The organism is Bacillus sp. N13C7 (genome assembly GCF_026790065.1).
GTDB lineage: Bacteria > Bacillota > Bacilli > Bacillales > Bacillaceae > Bacillus.
Genome location: NZ_JALAMO010000002.1, coordinates 1 through 23,244, shown reverse-complemented (window position 1 = coordinate 23,244; position 23,244 = coordinate 1). Strand labels below are relative to the sequence as shown.

Genomic DNA, 23,244 nt, shown 5'->3' with positions numbered 1-23,244 from the left:
CGCCTCATATTTCATGCACCTTAAGCTGTCTTTTCAATAAAATCTGTGCCTGTTCTTTTATTTCCTTTACCTCCTCTTGGCTAAACCGGTCCGCGTGCCTTCTATACACAGGGTGCCGCTCAAGCCCTTCCAGCACGTCTGATAAATCACTGCGATCAATGTCTTCCAATAAACCGCCAAAAAAAGGATCAAGGTCTGTTAGGTTTGTTTCTTGTTGCGTCTCATCTTCTAATGCAAGCGGCCAAATGAAGTGTTCTTCCTCCGCCTCCTGCTCCTGAAACGTTTCAAGAAGCTCATTCAAAGTGCCTCTCGGCGCCTTCAGCAGCCATTCCGGCGCCGTCCCTTGTAATACCAGTCTTACACAAACAGGGCTGCCCTTTGTCCGCATCTTCGAAAACGTGTCCTCAACCATTTGGAAAAGGGCGGTCATATTCTTTGCCTCTGTCACATCAACTGCCACTTTTTCCCACAGCACATCGTGCGCTTTCTGGAATTCATAAGAAATGTCTCCGTTTGTCACACGAACGAGATAATAGCCTTTATCTCCCGTCTCCTTCATATGGCGCGCTTGCGTGTTTCCCGGATAAATGACTGCCGGATGCTCGGCAGAAAGAACCTGGCGTTTATGTATGTGGCCAAGTGCCCAATAATCCATCCCGCTTTTCATAAGATCGTCATGTGTAAACGGGCAATACGGATCGTGCCCTTCAGCTCCTGATAGCGTGCCGTGGAGCATACCGATATGAAACGGCGCGTCAGTCGATCTCCGATAACGGGCGGCTTGATTTTCCGTTACGGCTCTGGCCTGGTAGCTGAAGCCGTAAATGCTTGCTATGCGCCTGCCTTCCTTATAAAACGATTTTTCTTCAGGATCAGCGGATGCAAAAATGTGGACATTCTCCGGCCATTCAATCGGCGTCCACTCCCCGCCCAGATGATCGTGGTTCCCAAAGATCACATAAACTGAAATCCCGCACTCTCTGAGTCTTTCAAACTGTTTTTTCAAAAAGAGCTGGGCCTTTAAGCTTCGATTGGCTTCGTCAAATAGATCTCCCGCCAGCAAAATGAAATCAACGTTTTCTCTCACTGCGGCGTCTATTATATATCTCACGCTAGCAAACGTGCTTTCTTTAATCCGGGCAAAAATCGGTTCCGGCAGGTGCGATATCCCGTAAAACGGGCTGTCAAGATGAAGATCTGCCGCATGAATAAAGGTTAGATCAGTCAACATTCTGCTCCTTTCCAGGATGAAGTACCCTTATTTTAGCACCGAATTCTTACGAATGCACGTTCTGTCAAAAAAGAAACAGCCTGAGAAACCCCAGGCTGTTTTTTCATCAATTTTTCGCTAAACGAAGTGCTTGTTTGATCGCTTTGAACGCGCTTGAGTTGCCGTAAATCAACACACCGCCTTTGTAAATTCTGGCGCCGATGACTGCCAGTATGACAATAGTGAGCAGTGTGATTCCGATTCCTGCAGCCGCCTGCCAAAACGGAATATCAAGCATGCCGACGCGCAGGAACATAATCATTGGCGTGAAAAACGGAATAAACGAGGTTACCGTAATAAATCCTGCATCAGGTGCATTCAAGCCGAACATCGCGATCATAAAACCGGCGACCACCAAAAGCGTCATCGGCGTGATCGTTTGCTGCACGTCCTCTATTCTGCTGACGACACTGCCGAGAAACGCGGCGAGTGTCGCGTATAAAAAGTATCCGAGCAAAAAGAAAATCACAGCATAAATAACAGTCGTTGCTGAAACGTCGGTCAGGTTAAGGAATCCGCCGACAGATGAAGCCGTGTCGCTCGTTTTGTTCAGCTTAAGCGACAGAGAGCCGGCTGCTATAATGACAGCAAGCTGAGTGATCCCGACGAGCCCGATGCCAAGCAGCTTTGCAAACATCTGCTGAATCGGCGGCATGCTTGAGATGAGAATTTCCATGACACGCGATGATTTTTCAGTTGCGACCTCCATCGCAATCATGCTGGCATACATAATCACAGAGAAATAAATGACGAACAGCATGATATAAACGAGTCCTACCGTCTGGCCCAGCTCTTCCTCAGACTTGGCTCCCTCTTTCAGCGCCTCCTGCCCAACAGTAACGGGCGCATAAAGGCTGCTGATTGTTTCCTGCGAAACGCCGAGCTCCGCCGTTCCGACAGCCGTTTTGGTTTGCGTCAAGGCCTGCTGCAGCGTTTGATACGTGCTTTCATCAGAAATCGTTAACGCTTTATACGTTCCTGAAATGGTTCCTTTTTCATCTCTTTTGATGATGAGCATGCCGTCAAACGTTTCATCTTTGACTTGCTTTGTAACCTCATCCTCCGATTTCTTCGACTGCTTTACATCAAGATCGCCGTTTGTATCAATCGCCTTCAGCTGCTTCGAGAAAATCGGGTATAATTCGTTTGTTTCATCAACAACAGCGATTTTTTCTTTGGCGTCATCACCTTGAAACAGAGAAATAATCGACTCCAGATTCGTTACAACTAAAACAAGCAGTACCGTGATGACAGTCGAAATAATAAAGGATTTTGCCATAATCTTATTTTTATATGTATGAGAAAGCATGATCCAAAATTTATTCATAGACGGCCCCCACCTTTTCTATAAAAATATCATGCAGTGACGGCTCTTCAAGCTCGAACTTTCTGATGAACCCTTTCCCTTGGAGCAAAGCAAAAATCTCTTGAGAGATGTCTTCATTGGCAATCTGCAGCTTGACGCCGCCGGCCGTTTCCTTCCATTGAAGAATGCCTTCATGAGACTGCAAAAAACGCAGATCGTCATCGGAGTGAATGGTAACATTCTTTTTTCCGAAGGAACGCTTGATCTCCTTCAGCTTGCCTTGCACAACCGGTTTTCCTTTCTGCAATATGCAAAGGTTCTCACAAAGCTCCTCCACATGCTCCATGCGATGGCTTGAAAATAAAATAGAAACACCGCTGTTTTTCAGCGAGATCACAGCCTCTTTTAACAGCTCAACATTGACAGGGTCCAGGCCGCTGAATGGCTCATCAAGAATCAGCAGCTCAGGCTTATGCAAAACAGCCGAAATGAATTGGATTTTCTGCTGGTTTCCTTTTGAAAGCTCCTCCACCTTCTTATTCTCGTAATTTGTTATATTGAAGCGTTCAAGCCATGTGCCGAGCTCTTTTACAGCCTCCCGCTTCTCCATCCCTTTTAATCTGGCAAGATAGACAAGCTGATCCTTTACCTTCATTTTCGGATAAAGGCCCCGTTCTTCCGGCAAATAACCGATTTTGTTGCTGATACTGTAATTCACAGGGCGGCCCTTCCAGCTGATTGAGCCCTCTGTAATGCTTAATAAGCCAAGGATCATGCGAAATGTCGTCGTTTTTCCCGCTCCGTTTGCGCCTAAAAGACCGAACATTTGCTGCTCCGGAATGTCTAAGTCTAATCCGTCAACGGCCTTATAATCTCCAAATGTCTTCGTGACATGATCAATCGTTAGCACTTAATCTCCTCCTTCCCTGACCCATTATATACTAATTTTGGAGGAAACATAATAAAGGATTTTGATTCCCTGTTTAGAATATAATTGAAGAAAGAACGATAAATCTTGTAAATGGAGGGAAACCTATGGCTGATTATTTCCTTACAGCTTTTGATCCTGCGGGAACAACACTGGTAAATGAGCGATTCGAGGCTGAAAATGAAGAAGCGGCAAAAACGCATGGTGAAGCCCTGTTAAAAGAAAAAGAGCTTCTCAGTCATACCCATCGTTTAGTTAATGCAGCCGGAAAGCTGATTTTGTTTCACAGATGATCAGCTTCCCGGCTGATCTGTTACACTTGGAACTTCGGCTCCCGTTTTTCTAAAAAGGCACGGATTCCTTCTTGGTGATCCTTGGTCCTTCTCATTTTTTCTTGGGCGTTGCGCTCTAGAGAAAGCACCTTTTTCAGTTCTTCAAGCTGGAGGCTTTGAAAGATGGCTTTCGTCTCGATCATCGCCAATAGAGGTGAGGCCATCAGGGTTTCGATAAAGGGCCTTGCGCCTTCCGCAGGGTCTCCGGCAAATGTCCCATCCAGAAGGCCCATATCGGCGGCTTCCGCGGCGGAAAGTTTTTTCCCGCTCCAAATCAGCTTTTTCGCCTTCGCCTCCCCAATTCTTTTCTTCAGCAAATAATGACCTCCGCCATCCGGAACAAGCCCAATGCCGATAAAATTCATCGCGAGAACGGCGTTTTTTTCCGCGAGCACAATGTCAGTGCAAAGTGCCAAACTCAGGCCCAATCCCGCAGCAGCGCCGTGAATAGCTGCAATTGTCACTTTCTTCATCTGATATAGCGTCAGAGTGACAGCCTCAATCGTATCCATCAGTTGCTTAAATTGATCAGGGTCATGCTCTGATGTCATCATTCGGATGTCTCCGCCGGCCGAAAAACCTTTCCCGCTTCCTCTCAGGAGAACGATGAGCGCCTCGCTTGCAGCCGCCATTTCGACCGCTTCCTTCAATTCAGACAGCATTTGTTCATTCAAGGCATGATGGGCGTCAGGTCGATTCAGGATAATCTCTGCTACGGCCCCATTACATTCATATTGAATAAACTCCATATGAAGCACCTCCATGTATACGCTTTCTTTTTTCTTTCTCCTATACATTCCCCGCCACTCTCAAATAAACCTTTTTATTTTTCAAGGTCAATAGATACTGAAAAATGCATATTGTTTGAATGAAAACATAAAGTTTTATATAGTGAAAAAGAAGGGATATCAGGATGAGAAAGGAGGGAAGGAACATGGATAAATTGCTGATCAGTTTTCTGCTAAGTTTATTTATGGTGTACTTTCCCCCTTCGGACGTGGTTCTGCCTTCCCAGCTTGAAGCAAGCACTGACAGCTATGTGCCTATGTCCTCATATCCGCAGGAAACACAATCGGCCAAAACGCCGTCGCCGGGCAGCATGTATCCGGCAGAGCTGATCAAAGAGTACAGCCCGCTGGCGCAATCTGTCAGGCAGCTGTCTGTCAAACCTCTTGACGAACCGCTGATAAACAGGCTGGAAAAGGTCTGTGCCGTTCCTGTCAAATACCAGTCTAATTACCTCCGAATATACATGTTCACGTTTTGTTTGTAACTTACCCCATTTAGCCAACACTACATTCGGAGGGATTTTCATTGAATATTAAAGAGAATGATTTGCCTGGCATCGGCAAAAAATTTGAAATCGAAACAAGAAGTCACGAAAAAATGACGATTATCATTCATGATGATGGAAGAAGAGAAATTTACCGGTTTAATGACCGAGATCCGGATGAGCTTCTTTCCAATATCTCATTGGATGATGCTGAAGCAAGGCAAATTGCTGCCATCTTAGGGGGCATGGTCTATAAACCGCAAGCGCTTGAGTCCATCGAAATGGCCTTCAGCGATCTCATTATTGAATGGTTTAAGGTCGAAAAAGGCGCAAAATCGATCGGGCGCACACTCGGAGAGCTTGATGTCCGCCAAAACTACGACGTCACTGTGATTGCCATCATCAAACACAGCCAGGAGAAGCTTTTAAATCCCGGAGCCGATTCGGTCATTGAAGAAAATGACACACTTGTCCTCTCAGGTGAAAGAAAGCATCTGAAGAAGCTGATTCACGATTTTCTTTCTGGAGAGGGCGTGTGATCGGCCGATGGATCATCTTGTATTTGAAGTCGGGACTGCACTTGTGCTTGTGGCGATTGCCAGTCTAATCGCCAATAAAATTAAATTCTCAATTATTCCATTTCTGATTGTGCTTGGAATGCTGCTTGGACCGCACGCGCCGAAAGTAGGGATTATCGACCTTACATTTATAGAAAGCAGTGAAATTATCGAGTTTTTCGGACGGATGGGTGTGCTGTTCCTCCTTTTCTATCTCGGACTCGAATTCTCCGTTGGAAAATTAATCAAATCCGGAAAATCAATCGCAATCGGCGGAACGATTTATATCTTGATTAATTTCAGCCTCGGAATGCTTTATGGGTTTATCACCGGGTTTTCCTTTCTGGAAGTCCTCGTCCTCGCAGGCGTCATCACAATCTCGTCAAGTGCAATTGTCGCAAAAGTGCTCGTTGATTTAAAAAGAACGGCCAATCCGGAAACCGAGCTGATTCTTGGCATCATTATGTTCGAGGATATATTCCTTGCCGTGTATTTGTCGGTTGTGTCCGGCCTTGTGCTAGGTGATGCGACATCCGTAGGGAGTGCGCTCTTGTCCATTTTGATCGCCTTCGGTTATATGCTGCTGTTCTTTATTGCAGCCAGAAAGCTCCCGCCGCTGTTGAATAAACTGTTGGATATTCGCTCAAATGAAGTGTTTATTATCGTCATTTTTGCCGCACTCTTTTTTATCGCCGGGTTTTCAGAGACGATTCATGTAGCAGAAGCGATTGGCGCGTTGCTGCTCGGTTTGGTTTTTTCTGAAACAGAGCATTCTGACCGGATTGAGCATCTAGTTGTTCCGTTTCGCGACTTCTTTGGAGCAATGTTCTTTTTCAGCTTCGGACTCAGCATCGACCCGTTTTCGCTCGGTGAAGCGGTTTGGCTTGCGCTGGGAGCAGTGATTTTGACCATCCTCGGGAACTTTATCGCCGGAATGGTGGCAGGACGGCGCGCAGGGCTTTCCCATAAAGCTTCATCGAATATCGGCCTGACGATCGTATCACGGGGCGAGTTTTCGATTATCGTTGCCAATCTCGGGATAGCCGGCGGCCTGTCAGCTACATTAAAGCCATTTGCGGCATTATATGTCCTCATACTGGCGATTTTAGGACCCCTTTTAACAAAGGAATCAAAACGAATCTACCGCCTGCTGAACATGGTATTTAAATGGAAGCCTGATGTTCAGCCTGCAAAAAAAAGGGGATAAAAAAAGCAGCACTGTAAATCAGTGCTGCTTTGTTGTTTTCTCAAAAATCTGCTCTAAATATTTGATCTTTTCATCCGTGTAGTGCTCGAAGCGCTCATTGTATGATTTCGGATCTTTCGGATTGGCAAAGTGCGTAATTTTCCCTGTCTCACGATCAATAAATTTACTTGCTGCGCCGCAGCCGATGCCGATAATCGTCTGCACCTCTTCCATAATCATGATGTTATAGATGCTTTCTTGTCCAGGCAAAGAGTATCCGACATTTTCAAGGTTTCCAAGAATGTTTTTCTGGCGGTATAAATAATAAGGCATGTACCCATGATCTTTCGTCCAGGCTACCGCGTCATCCATCATTTGAGAAACCTCTTCCCTGCCAGCGACTTTGTACTTATGCTTGTTTCTTGTCATTTCAGACGCCCGTTTAAAGGAAAGGGTATGAACCGTAAGAGATTCCGGCATCAGTTTTTCCGTTTCTGAAAGGCTGTGCCTGAACTCCTTCACGCCCTCCCCGGGTAAACCGATAATCAGGTCCATGTTGATATTATTCATGCCGTGCAGGCGTGATAGATGATATTTCTCAATGGTTTCTTCAACTGTATGATGCCGTCCAATCGCCTTTAGCGTTTCGTTTTCATAGGATTGCGGATTGATGCTGATCCGGTCAATGTCATATTTGTTTAACACGGCGAGTTTTTCTTCTGTAATCGTGTCAGGGCGGCCGGCTTCCACCGTAATCTCGCGAATGTTTTTCACATCCGGGAAGGAGCGGACCATTTCTTCATACAGCAGATCCATTTCCTCCGCTGTAATGCTTGTCGGCGTCCCGCCGCCAAAGTAAATGGTTGTAACCTTAACATCATGCTCCTTCAGCCATTCGCCGATTTTCTGCATTTCGTAATGCAGCCCCCATAAGAATGAACCGACTCTGCCCGCCTGCCCTTGGATGGCGTACGCAGGGAACGTGCAGTACGCGCATTTTGTCGGACAGAACGGAATGCCGATATAAATGCTGACTTCGTCCTTTACTTCATACAGATCCGGCACTGCCGCCAGCTGCCGGTCTACAATTTCCTGCATTAACTCGATTTTCTCATCATGAATTAAATAGTCTTTTTTCAATTCAGCATGCGCTTGCTCCTTCGACATTCCGCTTTGCAGCTTTTTATGAAGCAGTTTTGTCGGCCGGATACCTGTGAGGATTCCCCACTTTTGCGTGATGCCCGTATGTGCTTGAAGAAGATTAAGGTACACATAAGAAATCGTGTTTTTCACTTGCTTAAAAGCTTCTTTTTCATTCATGCCGGGAGAAAAAGATTTTGTATGCTGCTCCGTTATACCAGTTCCCTTCACTTCTCCCGAAACCGTCACTTGCTCATCCGTTTGTGAGCACGCTAAAGAAATAGCAACATCTGCGGGCTCATCTCCGCCGTACACAAGCTCGCACTCTTCATAAAACAAATTTGCAATATTTTGCAGAGGCCGATGCAGGCGGTCATCATGTATGCCTTCTATTTTAATTTGCAACGTCATCACCTAATTTATCAGATTCAAAACTTTCTTTAGTGTACAGAAATAAACCGCTAAAATCAATCCGGCAAAAAAGCCGCCGCACCTGTCAGGGCGCGAGCGGCTTTTTTTATACACGTTTCATGTGGAACTTATCAAGAAATCCTTTTCGCTGCTGCATTCGGAAATATTCTTTCATCATATAAGCGACACCCTGCTCGTCATTGGACCTTGTGACCCAATCAGCCTTTCTCTTGATCTCCGGAGCGGCGTTTCCCATCGCTACCCCAAGGCCGGCAAGTTCAATCATCGGGAGATCGTCATACTGATGCCCGATGGCCACGACATCATCCATGGTCAGCCCCAGCTCTGAAGCGACGAGGGCCAGGCCCGCTTCCTTCGAGACACCTCTCGGGACGATATTCAGCTTCCCATCGTTTACGTGAATCACGTCAACCACAGGGAAGGCTTTCGTAATTGTTTCTGTGATGTCATGCTGGATATCGTGCTCCGTGTACACTTCGATGACAGGCGCGCTTACCGGCTCATCCATGAGAAGATCGCTTAATGATTCAACGAACTGGACTGGATAAAAGATCGGATCAGACGGGTGAATGAGTGCTTTCCCCAATAAATTCGAATTTACTTTTTTCTTGTTTCCAATAGAATATTTCTCGTGCAGAAGCCGAATATTGCATTGATAGCTCTCCAGCACTTGAACAATATTAAAGGTGTGATCGTCAGAAATTCTTTTTTCAAAAAACGGGGCGTCTATTTTTTCAGCAATGTATGCCCCGCTATGGGTGATCAGCTTGGCATCAAGCTTCAGCGATTTCGCGATTTTCTGTGCTGAACGAAAATGGCGGTTGGTCACGAGCGTGACGTAAATCCCTTTTTTCTTAACGTATTCAATCGCGTCTTTCGTTGCCTGATGAATCTTCCCGTTCGACCGAAGCAGCGCTCCATCTATATTTAAGGCAAGCAGTTGTTTTGACACAGAGATGTCCCCCTCCTTGATGACTGTACTTGTGTATAAGATATGACCCTGTCTCTGTGTTTAGAACAACCTTTTCCGCAAAGCAAAAAAAGCCTGGCTCAGCAGACTTTGTGGATTGAAACATATAGGATACGATCGAAGCAGCCATTCTCCCTAATATCGTTATTTCGATTTACGAAAAATCATGTATCAGGAACCCCTTGTTTGACCAATGATGCGCTCCGAACACTTACTCTCTGTTGCTTATCCCCTCTATATAACGGCATGATATGCGACCGTATCCATTTATAAATCAGGTAAGTGTAGGCGCTTTCAATGGTATTATCTCAGTTTTCTTTGCAGATGACAAGGGTTTTTTTAACTAAAAAAAGTGACCAGGTGATGTATACCTGAGGTAGCACTAATTGTTAATTTTTGGAACACGACACTTGATGCAGAACATATATTCTCATATAATATACATACTAAGCGATAAAGCGGTGATTAGATGGCTGATTTAAAAGAAATATACAATGAAAAACTACTATCTCGATTAATACACCATGTTAAGGCATCCTATCCTGATTTTAACCAAGACAGATTTGAGGAACATTTACTGAAGGAAGAATGGCCTGGGCTCGCATTAAAAGAGCGGATGCGCCGCATTACAGTTTCCTTATACGAAACACTGCCAAAACATTTCGGTGAAGCGGTGGCCATTTTACGGGATGCTGCCCCTCATTTTAAAGGACTCAGCGGAATTCTATTCCCTGATTATGTGGAGCAGTACGGGTTAGCGCATTGGGATGAATCAATACACGCATTGGAATACTTTACGCAATATTCTACTTCAGAATTCGCTGTGAGGCCTTTTTTGCTTTTGGATCAAGACAAAATGATTGCACAATTGCTTGCATGGTCTGAGCATGAAAATGAGCACGTGAGAAGACTTGCGAGTGAAGGAAGCAGACCCCGCCTGCCATGGGGAAAATCGATACCCGCTTTGAAATCGGACCCTTCTCCGGTTCTGCCGATCCTTGAGAATCTGATGCAGGACGAGTCCTTATATGTACGAAAAAGCGTGGCCAACAATCTGAATGATATATCAAAAACACATTCTCATTTGCTGAGAAAAGTCGCAGATCAATGGTACGGAACACATCCCTATTCTGATTGGATCATCAAACACGCCTATCGTACCTTATTAAAAAAGGGTGATAAACAAGCCTTAGCGCTTTTTGGTTATGAAAATGCCGATTCAATACAAATACATGATCTAACATGCCAACCAAGCCGTATAGCCATTGGCGAAAGCATTGCATTTTCTTTTTCTGTTCGATCAGACAGGGATCAAAAAGTGAGAATTGAGTACGCGATTGATTTTGTCAAAGCAAGGGGCCAGCGTCATCAAAAAATATTTAAAATAACAGAAACAACTATTCGAAAAAACGAAACGAAGTCATACACAAAAAATCATTCCTTTAAGGACCTAACGACCAGAAAACATTACAAAGGCACTCATACATTATCAGTGATTATCAACGGAGAGACAAAAGACTCACTGGATTTCGAAATTTGCTGAATGAATAAAAAATCCCTTCTTTTCCAAGAAGGGATTTGCTTCATTAGCCTTCAACACTGCCGTAAAGCTCTTCTAAAGGCTTCATAATGATTTTGTTCAATTCACCGATCAGCATGCTCATGCGCTGTTCCGCTTCCATCAGCTGAGAAATTTTTTCGTGCTGCTGTACAAGCGCAACAGTTTTTTGAGCCTGTGTCACTTCTTCTTGTGTAATTTCTTCTCCTGCCATTTGTTTTTGCTGGAGTCTAAGCTGCACGTCACGGAAGTTTTCGAACATGCGCTTCGCTGATTCATCTGCGTTTACCTCATCGTAAAGGTTTTTTAAACGGGTGAACTCTTCGCTCCCGCGTAATGCTTTTTCCAGATCATACGCTACATCATAAAAATTAACAGCCATTATAAATAGCTCCTTTCATCATTGCCATTTGACATACCACTCCACTATAACAAACTATGGAGCTCCTTTCATTAATCACAAACCATTTCTTCTTAAAAAAGGATGACAAACAGCGCTTGAATCGCACCTATGATCCCGCCGAGAAGGCCTCCCAAATAAGTAATCATTTTAAATTCTTTTTTTGAAATGGACAGCACCATTTCTTCAAGACGCTGCACCGGGAACTGATCCACCTGCTCCTTGACGATCTCCTCAAGGCGCATCCGTTTTAAAACACTTTCAAGATTGGCCGAAATCCCTTCAAGCAATTTGTCTAACAGCGCCGGGAGCATTTGCTGGGCCAGCTCAGATTCATAGCGGACAGCAAGACTGCCAATCGTATTGTCGAAGAAAGGAGCAGTCGAAAATGTTTTCAGCACGCTTCGTTTCAGGCTGAAAATAAGCGCTTTGGCATTCCATTTTTCGTCTGCTTCATAAAACGTATACTCTCTCAGCTTGCCCCATTCGTTTTTCAAAAGATCAGAAAGCAGTCTATTTGTTTCCTCGTTCCTCAGAAACTTCAGCAGCTCCGGCAGCACGCGGTCTGCGAGGCTTGTATTGCCCAAAAACATTTGCACCATGCTTCCAAGCATGCCGCGCTCTTTTAAAAAATCATCAATCATATTGCCGAGTCGGATTTTTCCTTCATCGCTTTCAAAATATCTGACGCTGCGTGCCAATATATATCCTGAAATCATCGGGATCTTTTCCTCAAGCTTTTCCTGCACTTCCAAAGGCACCAGCTCTTTTAACGATTGGTGCTCGTATTGGCGGAAAAGCTGATTCAGCTTATCATCCGTCCAGTTGCTGATCCATGCATCTGCCGCTTCATCAGCACTCTTCACCCCGGCTTTTTCAAGCGCTTCTTTTACTGTCATTTCAGAAAGTGTCAGCTTTTGAATCAGCTGCTCCCCAATTTGGAGAGCCTGCGTTTTGGCTGTATCAGAGACGAGCCGCTTTTTAATGCCCTCAGGGGTTAACAGATGATTGACGACCATCAGTCCCATTTGTTTTGCCAGTTCATCCCGCCTTCTTGGAATCAGCCCGGGGGTAAAAGGGACTCGTTTTCCAAACAAATAGTACGCCTTATAAGGCCTAAATAGCATTTGAATTGCTAAATGATTCGTCACCGCGCCAATGACGGCGCCGATCACGATCATAAAAATAAAGGTTCCTGCAATACCCATTCCTATTCATCTTCCTCCATCTGTGCTTCAGCTTTTTTTCATATAGATGATATATCTATTCGTATTATAGAGGTTGATGCAATCACTTAGCAAATAAGGAGACAAATTCCTGTTGTCATAAAATCAGCTTGTTCATCTGGAATAGGGCAAGGTGGAGAATCGTATTCTGTAGAGTAGAATACCGTTTACATGTATTTAGCGTAAAGCTGCTGACACCCGCCGGCAGCTTTTGAATAAAAGGGGGAGTCTCACCATGATAACACTTGGTTTTATGTCCTTATCCCGCCAGCATGAAGCGGACTATTCCGCAGAGCTGGCCAAAAGAGCACCCGAATTTGGCATACGTTTCATCCGGTTTACGCCGTTTGATATTTCACCTGACACCTTGCGTGTGAAAGCATCAGTCTATCATTCGGCCAGCAGCACATGGAACGAAACTGAAATGGCAATACCAGATTATATTTATGACCGCTGTTTTTACGCCAAGGATTCACAATCCCAAAAAGCAAAACCGATCGTTGAGTGGCTCAAAAAATATCCGAAAACGGAATTCATCGGGCTGGGCTTGCCAGATAAGTGGACCGTCCTTCAAGATTTGCAGCAGCATGCTGTCATTAACCCCTATATTCCGGAAACGATGAAGGTGAACCGTTATGAGCAAATCCACTCCTTTTTATCTAAAGAAAAAGCCTGCATCCTAAAACCGGCGTTCGGTGCAGGAGGCAGAGGCGTAATTCTTTTGGAGCTGGGCAAGAAAAACATCACTGCCACTTATCACATCGGAAAGGATAAGCAGTCAAAAACCTTTTCCAACCAAACTTCTTTCAAAACATGGTGCAAAAAAGTGCTTCAGCACCAATATTTGCTTCAGCCTTATTTAAATATTCAAGATAAGGAACAATACCCATGTGATATCCGCCTGTTCATGGAAAAAAACGAAGCAGGTGAATGGAATACAGTCGGCAAGGCAGTAAGACGAGGATACAAACATGGGCTGCTGGCCAATTTGTCAGGCGGATCTGATGCACTGACATTTGATTCGTGGTTTGAAGATATACCGAAAAAACAGCAAGTGGTCTTACTTGATGACGTGTTCTCGATCACCCAATCGGTTCCGTATTATCTTGACGAGCGCTACGGACCGCTGTTTGAACTCGGACTCGATATATGCCTTGCAAAGGACGGGAGAATTTGGATCATGGATATCAATTCCAAACCCGGCAGAAAATCAATCCTGCGTGTCTCTCCCGAGCAAAAAGAACAGCTGTACACCTGCCCCCTTAAACGCTGCCAATACCTGTTTTCCGAGCAAAGCCAGAAAGGAGTTCTTCCGCGTGAATGGTAAACGGTTTTTGATCGGCATAGACAAAACCAGTGAAAATACCCTGTTTCTGCCCTCATCTCTAAAGCAAGACGGACTTTTGCATGCCGCATTCGGGACGAAGGTTGTCAGATGCCACGTTTCTTATAGACAGCATCTAGAACAAACCGTGCTTCTCTCTGAAAATCTGTTTCATGAGCTTTTGCTTCCCCACCGAAGCAGGGCTGACATTCTGATTCATGATCATACGGTTCATATCGGACCGCTGATCGGTATCTTTACGGCGGGGTTTTCCGTATCTCTTGAGCGCCCTTTTAAGGACCGTTCCCTCTTTTTTTCTAAGCTTGTGACGTTACACGAGCAAGCAGGAGGCTACTGTTTCGTTTTTGGCGCGCATCAAATCAATTGGGAGGAAGGCACAATTGAAGCGCTCCTTTACAGGGAAAACGGCTGGGAGAAAAAAATCGTCCCGCTGCCAAATGTCGTTTATGACCGGTTGCCAAACCGAAAAATTGAAGATTCGCTTCTCCTGCAGCATACAAAAAAACGGCTGATTGATGAATATCAAATCCCATGGTTTAATAAAACATTTTTTAATAAATGGAGCGTTCATCAATTGCTCGAACAAGATCCGAGAACAGCTCCTTTTTTGCCAAAATCGGAGCTGACACCATCTGTGGAAAGAATTGCAGAACTCTGTGATGCATACAAAAAAGTCTATATCAAACCTGCAAACGGAGCACTCGGCACCGGAATTTATCAGCTGACAAAAACAGACGATGGCCTGACGGTGAAACATACGAACGATGCCAAAACGTTTTCTGCAATCAATTATTCCGATGCCGCTGCATTTCTGGCAGAATTTCAAAAACAGCACGATCCATCCGACTTTCTCATTCAGCAAGGTGTGGATCTGATCAAATTTCAAGGAAAACCAGCGGATTTCCGCGTCCATACGAATAAAAACAGAAAAGGGAAATGGACGGTGACAGCCATAGCCGTCAAAATTTCCGGAGAAAACAGCATTACAACCCATCTTTCGAATGGCGGAACGGTAAAAACACTTGCGGAAGTATATGATGATCCCGCTGAAAGAATTGAGGTCATTAAAAAGCTTTCTGCTGCAGCACTGACGGCAAGTCATGTGCTTCACGACCATATCGAGGGGTTTATCGGGGAGATCGGTTTCGATTTTGGCATTGATCAGAACGGTAAGGTATGGATGTTTGAAGCGAATTCACGTCCGGGCCGCAGTATTTTTTCTCATCCAAACTTGCATCATGTTGATTCTTTGACAAAACGAAGAAGCTTTGAATACGCATCCTATCTATCCGAGAAGGCGATCACCTCCCATGATGCGTTATGGCCTTCGTAATCTGTCCGCTTTTTTTGATAAAGCGGGCTTACCTTTTTCCAAACCTAGGACAAACTGCCGCACAAAGACCTCTTCAATGATGTTCTGAAACAGTGATACAATGAAAATAATCGTTCGTATCAGGTCAATGGATATCAATTTTAAGGAGCGTGGCGTAATGATTTCGCATTTTAGCTGGAAACCGTTGTTCCAAAAAGAGAAGCTGCCCGGATGGAGCATTTCGTTTTATTATAAAGGAACCCATTATGAAGGCATCTATCATAAAAGCGGTGAAATTGAATGGGGAGACTTGTTTCCCGCCCGCGCTGACGAGCCTGCTCTTAAAAATGAGATACATGAACTGATGCTTTTTCATATTTATGACTAGCTTAGCCTGAACGGCTAAGCTTTTTTTTAGCTTCTCAAGATTTACCACTCAATTATCCGCATGAGCTTCCGGGCATTTTAACATAATACTAGTAACAAGCCGGCAAGCATTGGGTTACGCCGAGGGGCAGTGACACCCGAGACGGGTCCACAGACTGGTGCAACTCCAGTTAACCCAACCACACTAAACAAAAAGGAGATTTTACACATGGCTAACCAAAATTCTTCAAATGACTTACTAGTTCCTGGCGCAGCTCAGGCTATCGATCAAATGAAACTTGAAATCGCTTCTGAATTCGGCGTTAACCTTGGAGCGGAAACAACTTCCCGCGCTAACGGTTCTGTCGGAGGAGAAATCACAAAACGTTTAGTATCTTTCGCTCAACAGCAAATGGGCGGCAGAGTACAATAACAACTTAATATATGGCTATAGAGGGCGCGGTTTCCGCGCTCTCTTTATATTTGTCACCCTTTTTTCCTGCTCCACATATCCTAGAAAAAAAGGGAGGGAATAAGGGTGTCATTCATCGCCTTTGTGAATTGGGAGCTGGTTCAGTTCGTAAGTATATCCATGATTCATGAATATGTTTCCCATCATTCTGTCTATTTGTACAGGTATTCTTTCCCGCGCTGTTCAAATTGAGAACATCCTTTTATAATAGGGCGAGGAGGGTTTTTGATGAAAATCGCTTTATTTGGAGCCAGCGGCCGCGTCGGACAAGCTTTTTTAAAACAAGCTGCCGCAGATGAACAATTTGACATATATGCTCTGGTCAGATCTCAACCTACTGAGCTTCCCCTTCCAAAAGACCGAATCGTTACGGGGAACGCACGCTGCCGGGAAGATGTAAAAAACGTGATGAAGGATGCTCAAATCGTGATCAGCTGTCTCGGCACGGATGGTGATGATACCCTGTCAACAGCTATGACACACATTCTCGCCACTATGCGGGAACAGGATATGAAACGGCTGATTACGATCGGTACCGCAGGCATTCTTGATTCCCGATATGAACCAGGAAAATACCGGTTTGAAACAAATGAATCGAAACGAAAGCTGACCCGCGCCGCCAAAGAGCACGCAAAAGTATACGAAATGCTTAAAGAATCCTCGTTAGACTGGACAATTATCTGTCCCACTTACCTTCCGGACGGAACAGCAACCGGCGTTTATCGAACCGAGCGTAGCGTTTTGCCTGAGGGCGGCACAAGGATTTCGGTCGGCGATACTGCTGATTTTCTATATCGTGAGCTCGTTACAGGAGAGTATGCCGGATACCGTGTGGGACTGGCTTATTAACTACATAAAAACAAAAAACCCAAAACACGATTGTTTTGGGTTTTTGTGCTTTATGCAATGGAATGTTTCTGGCCCTTTTGCAGTTCATACATTTGATAATATTGGCCTCTAACCGCCATTAGCTCCTCATGATTCCCTCTTTCTACAATTTCTCCTTTATCGAGGACCAAAATCTGATCTGCGTTTCTGATTGTTGAGAGCCGATGGGCGATGACGAAGGTGGTGCGTCCTTGTTTCACGACATCGAGCGCCTGCTGGATCACGGCCTCTGTCTCTGTATCAATATGTGCTGTTGCTTCATCTAAAATCAAAATGGCGGGATCAAACGCCAAAGCTCTGGCGAAAGAAATTAACTGCCGCTCTCCGGAAGACAGCGTGCTGCCTTTTTCAATCACGGGTTCATTTATGCCTTTCGGAAGCTTTTTCAGAAGCGGATCGGCACCAACTTGCTCCAGTGCTTTTTTGATATCTTCCTCAGTCATTCGTTCGTCATTCAGACTGACGTTTGAACCGATTGTGCCCGAGAATAAGTATGGGTCCTGAAGCACAATGCCCATTTGGGATCTGAGTTCCTGCCTTGACATGTTGTAAATGCTCTTCCCATCAATCAGAATATCCCCTTTTTGCGCGTCATAAAAACGAAACAAGAGATTTAAAATCGAGCTTTTTCCAGATCCGGTATGGCCGACGAGCGCTATGGTCTCGCCTTTTTGCGCGGTAAAGGAAATATGTTTTAATACCTCTTCACCATCTTGATAGGCAAATGACACATCACGAAATTCCACCCGCCCCAGCGCGCGCTCCTTCGCCGGTTCACCCGCTTCTTCCGTATCCTTTTCTTCAAGGAGTTCGAAAACGCGTCCGGCAGAGACCCGTGCAAGCTCCAGCTTTGAAAACTGATTGACGATGCCTGTAATCGGCTGAAATAACCGGTTTAAATAGTCGACAAACGCGTACAGCACACCGATGGAAACCATTCCGGCCGTATTCAGGCTTGCACCGCCAAAATGCCAGATCAAACTGACAAACGCAAGGTTTCGGATCACATTGACAAGATTATGGGACATTAAGGAGTTTAAATTCAGCATCCTGTTTTGAAAATAAAAATGTGATTCATTTAATTCCTCAAATTCTCTCATCGTTTCTTTTTGATGACGGAAAGCCTGAATAATCGTCATGCCTTGAATGGACTCATTCATTTTTGCGTTAATGCCACTATTGATTGAGCGGATTTTTTGATTGTAATATGACGCGTATTTTCGGTATATGACCGACCACAGCCAGATAATCGGCACAATTGCCAGACACACTAACGCGAGCTTAACATCCAGCAGAAACAAAGCCGTGAATATCCCAATCATATAGATTCCGCTTGTCACAAATGTTGACAGCACTGTGACATATAAATCCCTGATGGCCTCCGTATCGTTGGTAATCCGCGCAACCACTTTACCGGCCGGAAGGTTGTCAAAATAACGAATCGGCATTTTCTGTATGTGCGAAAACACGTCCTGCCTCATCTTTTGGATAATGCGATTGGCGCTCATCTGCAGCAAATAATGCTGTCCGTATTGAAAGAATACCGAAAAAACAAGCAAGCCCCCATACAAGCAGATCAGAAACACCATTCCCTTTATTTCCGGCTGATAGAACTGGAAAAGCTCCTGCTTTGTCAGCTTTTCGGCTTCATATGTCCGGCTCTCGTCTCCGTTTGTAATCGTCAGCTTTCCGTCAGAAAACGTTCTGTTCCCATCAAAACTGACCGCCTGATCAACAAAATAAAACGCCATTCCCACTTGATAAATATGCGCTTCTTTTTCTTTAGAAACAGGGCCCTGCATCCGGTCCTCTCTGACGTATGAAGTGCCGTGAAACTGAACGGCGTTTTTATCTTTTTCCGCTTCATACCATGTTTTCTCAATGCCGAGGATATGATCGTCAATCATTTTTTTGCCGATAAACGGTCCGGTCAGTTCTGCCCCGACAGCGATTGCCAGCAATAGGACGGCTGTGATCAGCAATTTTCGATAAAGGAGTGCGTATCTCCATAACGTTTTTCCTGTTTTCATGCGCCTGCTCCCCTTTCCTCCTCAGTGAACAGCTGCTGTCTTTCATATTGTTCCCGATACCACCCATTATTGGCCAGCAGCTCTTGATGCGTGCCTCTCTCCGAAATCACGCCGCCGTCCATCACAAGGACCAGGTCAGCATGCTCTACCGCGGATAAACGGTGCGTCAAAATAAAAGTCGTTTTTCCTTTGCGGTTTTCTCTGATATTGCTGATAATCGCCGCCTCTGTTTTAGCATCTACGGCAGAAAGCGAATCATCCAGAATCAAAATCTCCGGATTCGCCATAAGTGCTCTCGCAATCGAGATTCTTTGTTTTTGCCCGCCGGACAGCGCCACGCCTTTTTCGCCGACCATTGTCTCCAGGCCGGACGGAAGCATGTGTAAATCGGTTTCAAAATGTGCATCGGCAATAGCTTGCTGAACCTCTTCATCACTTGCATCCTGTTTTCCGTATAAGATATTTTCTTTTACCGTTCGTGAAAACAGCAAATGATCCTGCGGCACATATCCGATCCACCCGCGGAGCCGATCAAGAGGGATCTGCTCAATCGGCACGCCTGAGAATGTGATGCTCCCTTCACCGGGAGGGTACTGGCGCAAGAGCTGCTTGATAATCGTCGTTTTCCCGCTCCCTGTTTTACCGGCAATCCCAACAGTCTGCCCTTTTCGCACCGTAAACGAAATATCGTGAATATTGCTACTTGTTGAGCTTGGATATGTAAAGCAGACATTGCTGAAAACGATATCTCCTGGCTCTTTCAGTTCAGCGGGCTGCTTTGGATCTGTCACGTCCGGCTCATAAGAAAGGGTTTCATTTACCCGATCTAATGACGCATTACCTCGCTGCATCACATTAATAAGTTCACCGATTGCAAACATCGGCCAAATCATCATGCCGAGATAAACGTTAAAGGACACAAGCTCGCCAATTGTCAGCTCGTTCCGGAATACAAGAAATGCTCCATAGCCAAGTCCGATCAGATAACTGGCGCCGACAAGCAGCTTCACCGTCGGCTCAAACAGCGAATCAATAAATGCCACTTTCATGTTTTTCCGGTAAACATCTGCGGTCATTTCATGAAATCGGCGAACATCGTTTGTTTCCTGCACATATGCGCGAATCACCCGCACGCCTGAAACGGATTCAAGCACCCTGTCATTCAGCGCCCCAAACGCATTTTGGGCCTCCGTGAACCGCTCATGAATTTTACTTCCGTATAGGCTGATTGCAATCGCCATAATAGGGAGCGGGATAATGGCGGCAAAGGTCAGCTTCCAGCTGATTAAAAATCCCATTGTCAGAAAGATCGTCATCATAAACATCGTGGAGTCGACTAACGTCAAGATGCCAAACCCCGTCGTTAAACTGACGGCCTGAAGATCATTCGTCCCCCGTGCCATTAAATCGCCTGTCCGGTTTTTTTCATAGAACGGCGGCGACATCGTCAGCAGATGCCCCATCAGCTTTGTACGAAGAATTTTCTCCATCACATTCGCTCCGCCAAACAGCTGGTGCATCCAAAAATAAGACATGATATACACGGCCGCCGTCAGCACAAAAAAGATACCGATATAAAACAGCAGCCCTTCCGCATTAAATGCCCCTGATTTCATGTCATCTATGGCATTCCCCAAGAGCTTGGGCGGAAACATTTCAATGACATTAACTCCTAATAAAAGCACAATCGCAATCGTATAGCGCAGCCAGTAAGCTTTAAAAAACCAGCCAAGCTTTTTCAAAACTGAAAACATCGATTCCCATCTCCTTTATCTCATCAGCCGCCTTCTATTTTTTCCTTGCTGCTTTTTTCGTTCAGTTTGACGTGAGCTGCCCTCGCCTCTGTATTTGTCTTCACATCCCATACACCTGTCTTTCCTTCAATTTTGTATATAAAAAAGGCATGAAGCGTCAGCTCCATGCCTTTTTTATCCAAATGATATGCACAGCGCTTTTCAGCGCGCGGCTAGGCCAATAAACCGTTCAATTAAACAGAACATAGGGATTGCCGCGCCAATATGAAACTGTTTGATAAACACGCAAATTCCTTGGCATAGCAAACCCTCCTTCCGTTCTGATTTCATCTTTTTTTCATCATATAAACAAAACCTTTTTTTGTCAATCATTACTTGAATAGGAAAAGGTTAATTGTGCTTAAATCCGGGTATGGTGTTGTAAGACGTTTTGAGAGGGTGAGAATGATGTTTCATGCTGACCGTATCATCGTTGCGTTTGACGGAAGTGAAAATAGCAAGAAAGCGCTTCAGACAGCCATTGACCTTGCTAATACCGTAAATGCCGCCATTACCGTCGCCCATTCACATGATATGAAAGACAATCAGACCATCATCGACCCGCCGAGGCCCGCAGCCGGGGCAAGCTATATTGGCGGAGGCATGACAAGTGTTCCCGAGCCGCTGATATCTGATGTTGCCTCACCTGAGCCAATGATCTACGAAGACCGTACAGAAGAGGTCATCGCTGAAGCGAGAATGATGCTGAATGACCAGCAGGCAGATGGAGATATCGATATTTTAGAAGGCGATCCTGCTGAATCAATTATCGAGCATGCAAACCGCATTTCTGCAGATTTGATCGTAACTGGAACCAGAGACCAAAACAGGCTGAAAAAGCTGCTATTTGGAAGTGTGAGCGAAAAACTTTCAGCAAAATCAGATATACCCGTTCTGATCGTAAAGTGAGCACGCCCTGTGCTCGCTTTTTTATATTCATAATTGTGAAAAAACATAGATTTTCGTTTTTTTCTGTTATAATGCTTTCGTGCCCAAAAGCACAAAAGCATTAAAGAAAATACGGGGTGTTATTTTGGAATCTCAAAAAAAGCTGACGTTTCCGTTAGCCGTCGGTTTATTTATATTCATGTTAGGCATCATTATTTCTTGCTTATTCTTTCTTCATACAGAACCGCATATCCCGCTGTTTCTATGTGTTGTCATGCTTTCAGCAGCCGGTTTATGGTTCGGTTTTTCCTGGAAGAGCCTAGAAAAGGGGATTGTTGATGGAATCAAAAACGGCGTACAGCCGATTATCGTTCTGGCGCTGATCGGCATCTTAATCGGCGCTTGGATGTACAGCGGCGCAATACCGTCCGTGACAGTTTATGCTCTGTCCTTTATTGAACCAAGCCACCTCCTTTTGACAGCTTTGTTTTCATGCATGATCATCAGCACACTTGTCGGCTCAAGCCTGACTACTGTGAGCACGATCGGGGTAGCGCTGATCGGCGTGGCGAGCGCGGCCGGCGTTCCGCTTGAATGGACGGCGGGCGCAGTCATATGCGGCGCTTGTTTTGGTGATAAAATGTCTCCGATGTCAGACACCACCAATTTTGCCGCCGGCATAGGCGAAATACCGATCTTTGAACACATTCGCCATATGATGGGCACTACCATTCCGGCTTTGCTCATCACCGTCGTTCTGTTTTACTTTCTTGGTTTATCTGTGTCAGCTGATGCCGCTTCAACTGATGATATCCAACGTGTCATAACCGGCATAAAGGATGCCGCAAACGTGACACCGTGGGCCCTTCTTTCCCCGCTCTTAGTCGTTTTGCTGGCAATTAAGCGTGTGTCCGTGATTCCCGTTCTGACTATCGGAATTATTTCCTCGGGAATGTTGACTGCTATTTTTGTACCTGACAGCAGCCTTCAGGCATTTATGACAGCTTTACAAAATGGCACAACATTCGAAACAGATAATGAGGCGGCAGCAAAAATCATCAACAGAGGCGGTCTGCAATCTATGATGGGCTCTGTCTCTCTCATTATGATTGCTTTTGCACTCGGCGGATTGATGGAGAAAATCGGATTGATTTCAGCACTATTGGAAGGCGTCATGAAAGGCATCCGCTCAAAAGGCCGTCTCGTTGCAGCAACTGTCGGCTCAAGCATCGGCGTCAATTTGGCAACCGGCGAACAGTATTTATCAATATTAATACCGGGACAATCATATAAATCCTTATACGACCAACAAAACATCCCGCGAAAATTTCTGACAAGATCATTAGAGGATGGCGGAACATTGATTAACCCGTTAATCCCTTGGGGCGTCAGCGGCGCTTTTATGGCGAGCGCACTCGGTGTTCCCGTCATAGACTATATTCCGTTTACGTTTTTCCTTTATATATCGCCGATGATCTCCATTTTGATTGGATTTGTTAAAAAATAAAAGAGCACCGCTTGCAGGGACTGCCCCCATAAGATGAGACAAATAAAAACACCTTCAAGTTTGAA

23 protein-coding genes and 1 pseudogene are annotated in these 23,244 nt (G+C 45.1%); 13 read left to right on the top strand and 11 right to left on the bottom strand.

What is annotated here, in order from left to right; all coding sequences use genetic code 11:
* Nucleotides 1–4: 4 nt before the first annotated feature.
* From MOB98_RS02415 to MOB98_RS02405, 3 genes are all read right to left on the bottom strand, one after another.
* Nucleotides 5–1,231, bottom strand: coding sequence for a metallophosphoesterase family protein (locus tag MOB98_RS02415; protein WP_268367227.1), 1,227 nt, complete (start codon nucleotides 1,229–1,231; stop codon nucleotides 5–7).
* A gap of 106 nt (nucleotides 1,232–1,337) precedes the next feature.
* Complete coding sequence (locus MOB98_RS02410; RefSeq protein WP_268362476.1) at nucleotides 1,338–2,597, bottom strand: ABC transporter permease; 1,260 nt, start codon at nucleotides 2,595–2,597, stop codon at nucleotides 1,338–1,340.
* Entirely contained in the window at nucleotides 2,590–3,486 is an 897-nt protein-coding gene (locus tag MOB98_RS02405; RefSeq protein WP_268362477.1) for an ABC transporter ATP-binding protein, read from the bottom strand. Before MOB98_RS02405 ends, MOB98_RS02410 begins: the two co-directional genes overlap by 8 nt.
* Nucleotides 3,487–3,611: 125 nt before the next feature.
* Between MOB98_RS02405 and MOB98_RS02400 the strand changes: the two genes are divergently transcribed.
* The gene (locus MOB98_RS02400; RefSeq protein ID WP_268362478.1) at nucleotides 3,612–3,797 is read left to right on the top strand and encodes a YhzD family protein; all 186 of its coding nucleotides are present in this window, start codon (nucleotides 3,612–3,614) and stop codon (nucleotides 3,795–3,797) included.
* A 20-nt stretch (nucleotides 3,798–3,817) separates the two neighbouring features.
* Here the strand turns inward: MOB98_RS02400 and MOB98_RS02395 are convergent, their stop codons facing one another.
* Entirely contained in the window at nucleotides 3,818–4,585 is a 768-nt protein-coding gene (locus tag MOB98_RS02395) for an enoyl-CoA hydratase (protein ID WP_268362480.1), read from the bottom strand.
* A 164-nt stretch (nucleotides 4,586–4,749) separates the two neighbouring features.
* On the opposite strand from MOB98_RS02395, the gene khtS reads away from it, so the two are divergent.
* The 3 genes from khtS to khtU are packed head-to-tail and all read left to right on the top strand — an operon-like array spanning nucleotide 4,750 to nucleotide 6,873.
* Nucleotides 4,750–5,109 carry a K(+)/H(+) antiporter modulator KhtS gene (gene khtS / locus MOB98_RS02390; protein WP_268362482.1) on the top strand — a complete coding sequence of 120 codons (360 nt, stop codon included), beginning with the start codon at nucleotides 4,750–4,752 and terminating at the stop codon, nucleotides 5,107–5,109.
* A 41-nt stretch (nucleotides 5,110–5,150) separates the two neighbouring features.
* Nucleotides 5,151–5,648: a K(+)/H(+) antiporter subunit KhtT gene (gene khtT / locus MOB98_RS02385; protein WP_268362485.1), complete on the top strand. Its 498-nt coding sequence runs from the start codon at nucleotides 5,151–5,153 to the stop codon at nucleotides 5,646–5,648.
* Nucleotides 5,649–5,655: 7 nt separating this feature from the next.
* Nucleotides 5,656–6,873: a K(+)/H(+) antiporter subunit KhtU gene (gene khtU / locus MOB98_RS02380; protein ID WP_268362488.1), complete on the top strand. Its 1,218-nt coding sequence runs from the start codon at nucleotides 5,656–5,658 to the stop codon at nucleotides 6,871–6,873.
* 18 nt (nucleotides 6,874–6,891) lie between these two features.
* On the opposite strand, the gene MOB98_RS02375 is transcribed toward khtU, so the two are convergent.
* Together MOB98_RS02375 and MOB98_RS02370 are read right to left on the bottom strand one after the other, a co-directional pair.
* Nucleotides 6,892–8,397, bottom strand: coding sequence for a coproporphyrinogen III oxidase (locus MOB98_RS02375; RefSeq protein WP_268362491.1), 1,506 nt, complete (start codon nucleotides 8,395–8,397; stop codon nucleotides 6,892–6,894).
* 112 nt (nucleotides 8,398–8,509) lie between these two features.
* Entirely contained in the window at nucleotides 8,510–9,376 is an 867-nt protein-coding gene (locus MOB98_RS02370; protein ID WP_268367226.1) for a Cof-type HAD-IIB family hydrolase, read from the bottom strand.
* 487 nt (nucleotides 9,377–9,863) lie between these two features.
* Here MOB98_RS02370 and MOB98_RS02365 point away from each other — a divergent pair, with 487 nt between their 5' ends.
* Entirely contained in the window at nucleotides 9,864–10,937 is a 1,074-nt protein-coding gene (locus tag MOB98_RS02365; protein ID WP_268362847.1) for a DNA alkylation repair protein, read from the top strand.
* Nucleotides 10,938–10,980: 43 nt separating this feature from the next.
* Here MOB98_RS02365 and MOB98_RS02360 read toward each other — a convergent pair whose 3' ends face one another.
* Both MOB98_RS02360 and MOB98_RS02355 read right to left on the bottom strand, forming a co-directional pair.
* Nucleotides 10,981–11,334, bottom strand: coding sequence for a YlbF family regulator (locus tag MOB98_RS02360; RefSeq protein ID WP_268362849.1), 354 nt, complete (start codon nucleotides 11,332–11,334; stop codon nucleotides 10,981–10,983).
* 92 nt (nucleotides 11,335–11,426) lie between these two features.
* Nucleotides 11,427–12,560 carry a DUF445 domain-containing protein gene (locus tag MOB98_RS02355; protein ID WP_268362851.1) on the bottom strand — a complete coding sequence of 378 codons (1,134 nt, stop codon included), beginning with the start codon at nucleotides 12,558–12,560 and terminating at the stop codon, nucleotides 11,427–11,429.
* Nucleotides 12,561–12,813: 253 nt separating this feature from the next.
* Between MOB98_RS02355 and spaC the strand changes: the two genes are divergently transcribed.
* The 6 genes from spaC (at nucleotide 12,814) to MOB98_RS02325 (ending at nucleotide 16,922) form a co-directional block, all read left to right on the top strand.
* The gene (gene spaC / locus MOB98_RS02350) at nucleotides 12,814–13,905 is read left to right on the top strand and encodes a spore coat associated protein SpaC (protein WP_268362853.1); all 1,092 of its coding nucleotides are present in this window, start codon (nucleotides 12,814–12,816) and stop codon (nucleotides 13,903–13,905) included.
* On the top strand, nucleotides 13,895–15,256 hold the full coding sequence (gene yheD, locus MOB98_RS02345; RefSeq protein ID WP_268367225.1) for a spore coat associated protein YheD: 1,362 nt from the start codon (nucleotides 13,895–13,897) through the stop codon (nucleotides 15,254–15,256). Before spaC ends, yheD begins: the two co-directional genes overlap by 11 nt.
* 157 nt (nucleotides 15,257–15,413) lie before the next feature.
* Nucleotides 15,414–15,623: a YheE family protein gene (locus tag MOB98_RS02340; RefSeq protein ID WP_268360015.1), complete on the top strand. Its 210-nt coding sequence runs from the start codon at nucleotides 15,414–15,416 to the stop codon at nucleotides 15,621–15,623.
* A gap of 207 nt (nucleotides 15,624–15,830) precedes the next feature.
* Nucleotides 15,831–16,034, top strand: a complete 204-nt coding sequence (gene sspB / locus MOB98_RS02335; protein ID WP_003224226.1) for a beta type acid-soluble spore protein SspB — start codon at nucleotides 15,831–15,833, stop codon at nucleotides 16,032–16,034.
* Between the two features lie 105 nt (nucleotides 16,035–16,139).
* Nucleotides 16,140–16,265 (top strand): hypothetical protein, encoded by a 126-nt coding sequence (locus MOB98_RS02330; RefSeq protein WP_268360014.1) that lies wholly within the window; start codon nucleotides 16,140–16,142, stop codon nucleotides 16,263–16,265.
* Between the two features lie 36 nt (nucleotides 16,266–16,301).
* Complete coding sequence (locus MOB98_RS02325; RefSeq protein WP_268360013.1) at nucleotides 16,302–16,922, top strand: NAD(P)-dependent oxidoreductase; 621 nt, start codon at nucleotides 16,302–16,304, stop codon at nucleotides 16,920–16,922.
* Nucleotides 16,923–16,972: 50 nt separating this feature from the next.
* Here MOB98_RS02325 and bmrD read toward each other — a convergent pair whose 3' ends face one another.
* From bmrD to MOB98_RS20790, 3 genes and pseudogenes are all read right to left on the bottom strand, one after another.
* Nucleotides 16,973–18,991 carry a multidrug resistance ABC transporter ATP-binding protein/permease BmrD gene (bmrD, locus tag MOB98_RS02320; protein ID WP_268360012.1) on the bottom strand — a complete coding sequence of 673 codons (2,019 nt, stop codon included), beginning with the start codon at nucleotides 18,989–18,991 and terminating at the stop codon, nucleotides 16,973–16,975.
* Nucleotides 18,988–20,745, bottom strand: coding sequence for a multidrug ABC transporter ATP-binding protein BmrC (gene bmrC, locus MOB98_RS02315; RefSeq protein ID WP_268360011.1), 1,758 nt, complete (start codon nucleotides 20,743–20,745; stop codon nucleotides 18,988–18,990). The genes bmrD and bmrC overlap by 4 nt, the downstream gene beginning before the upstream one ends.
* Before the next feature lie 128 nt (nucleotides 20,746–20,873).
* A pseudogene (locus MOB98_RS20790) lies at nucleotides 20,874–21,030 on the bottom strand (hypothetical protein); the annotation flags it as partial.
* 162 nt (nucleotides 21,031–21,192) lie between these two features.
* Here MOB98_RS20790 and MOB98_RS02305 point away from each other — a divergent pair.
* Complete coding sequence (locus MOB98_RS02305) at nucleotides 21,193–21,693, top strand: universal stress protein (RefSeq protein WP_268360010.1); 501 nt, start codon at nucleotides 21,193–21,195, stop codon at nucleotides 21,691–21,693.
* A 124-nt stretch (nucleotides 21,694–21,817) separates the two neighbouring features.
* On the top strand, nucleotides 21,818–23,179 hold the full coding sequence (gene nhaC, locus MOB98_RS02300) for a Na+/H+ antiporter NhaC (RefSeq protein WP_268360008.1): 1,362 nt from the start codon (nucleotides 21,818–21,820) through the stop codon (nucleotides 23,177–23,179).
* Nucleotides 23,180–23,244: the final 65 nt, after the last annotated feature.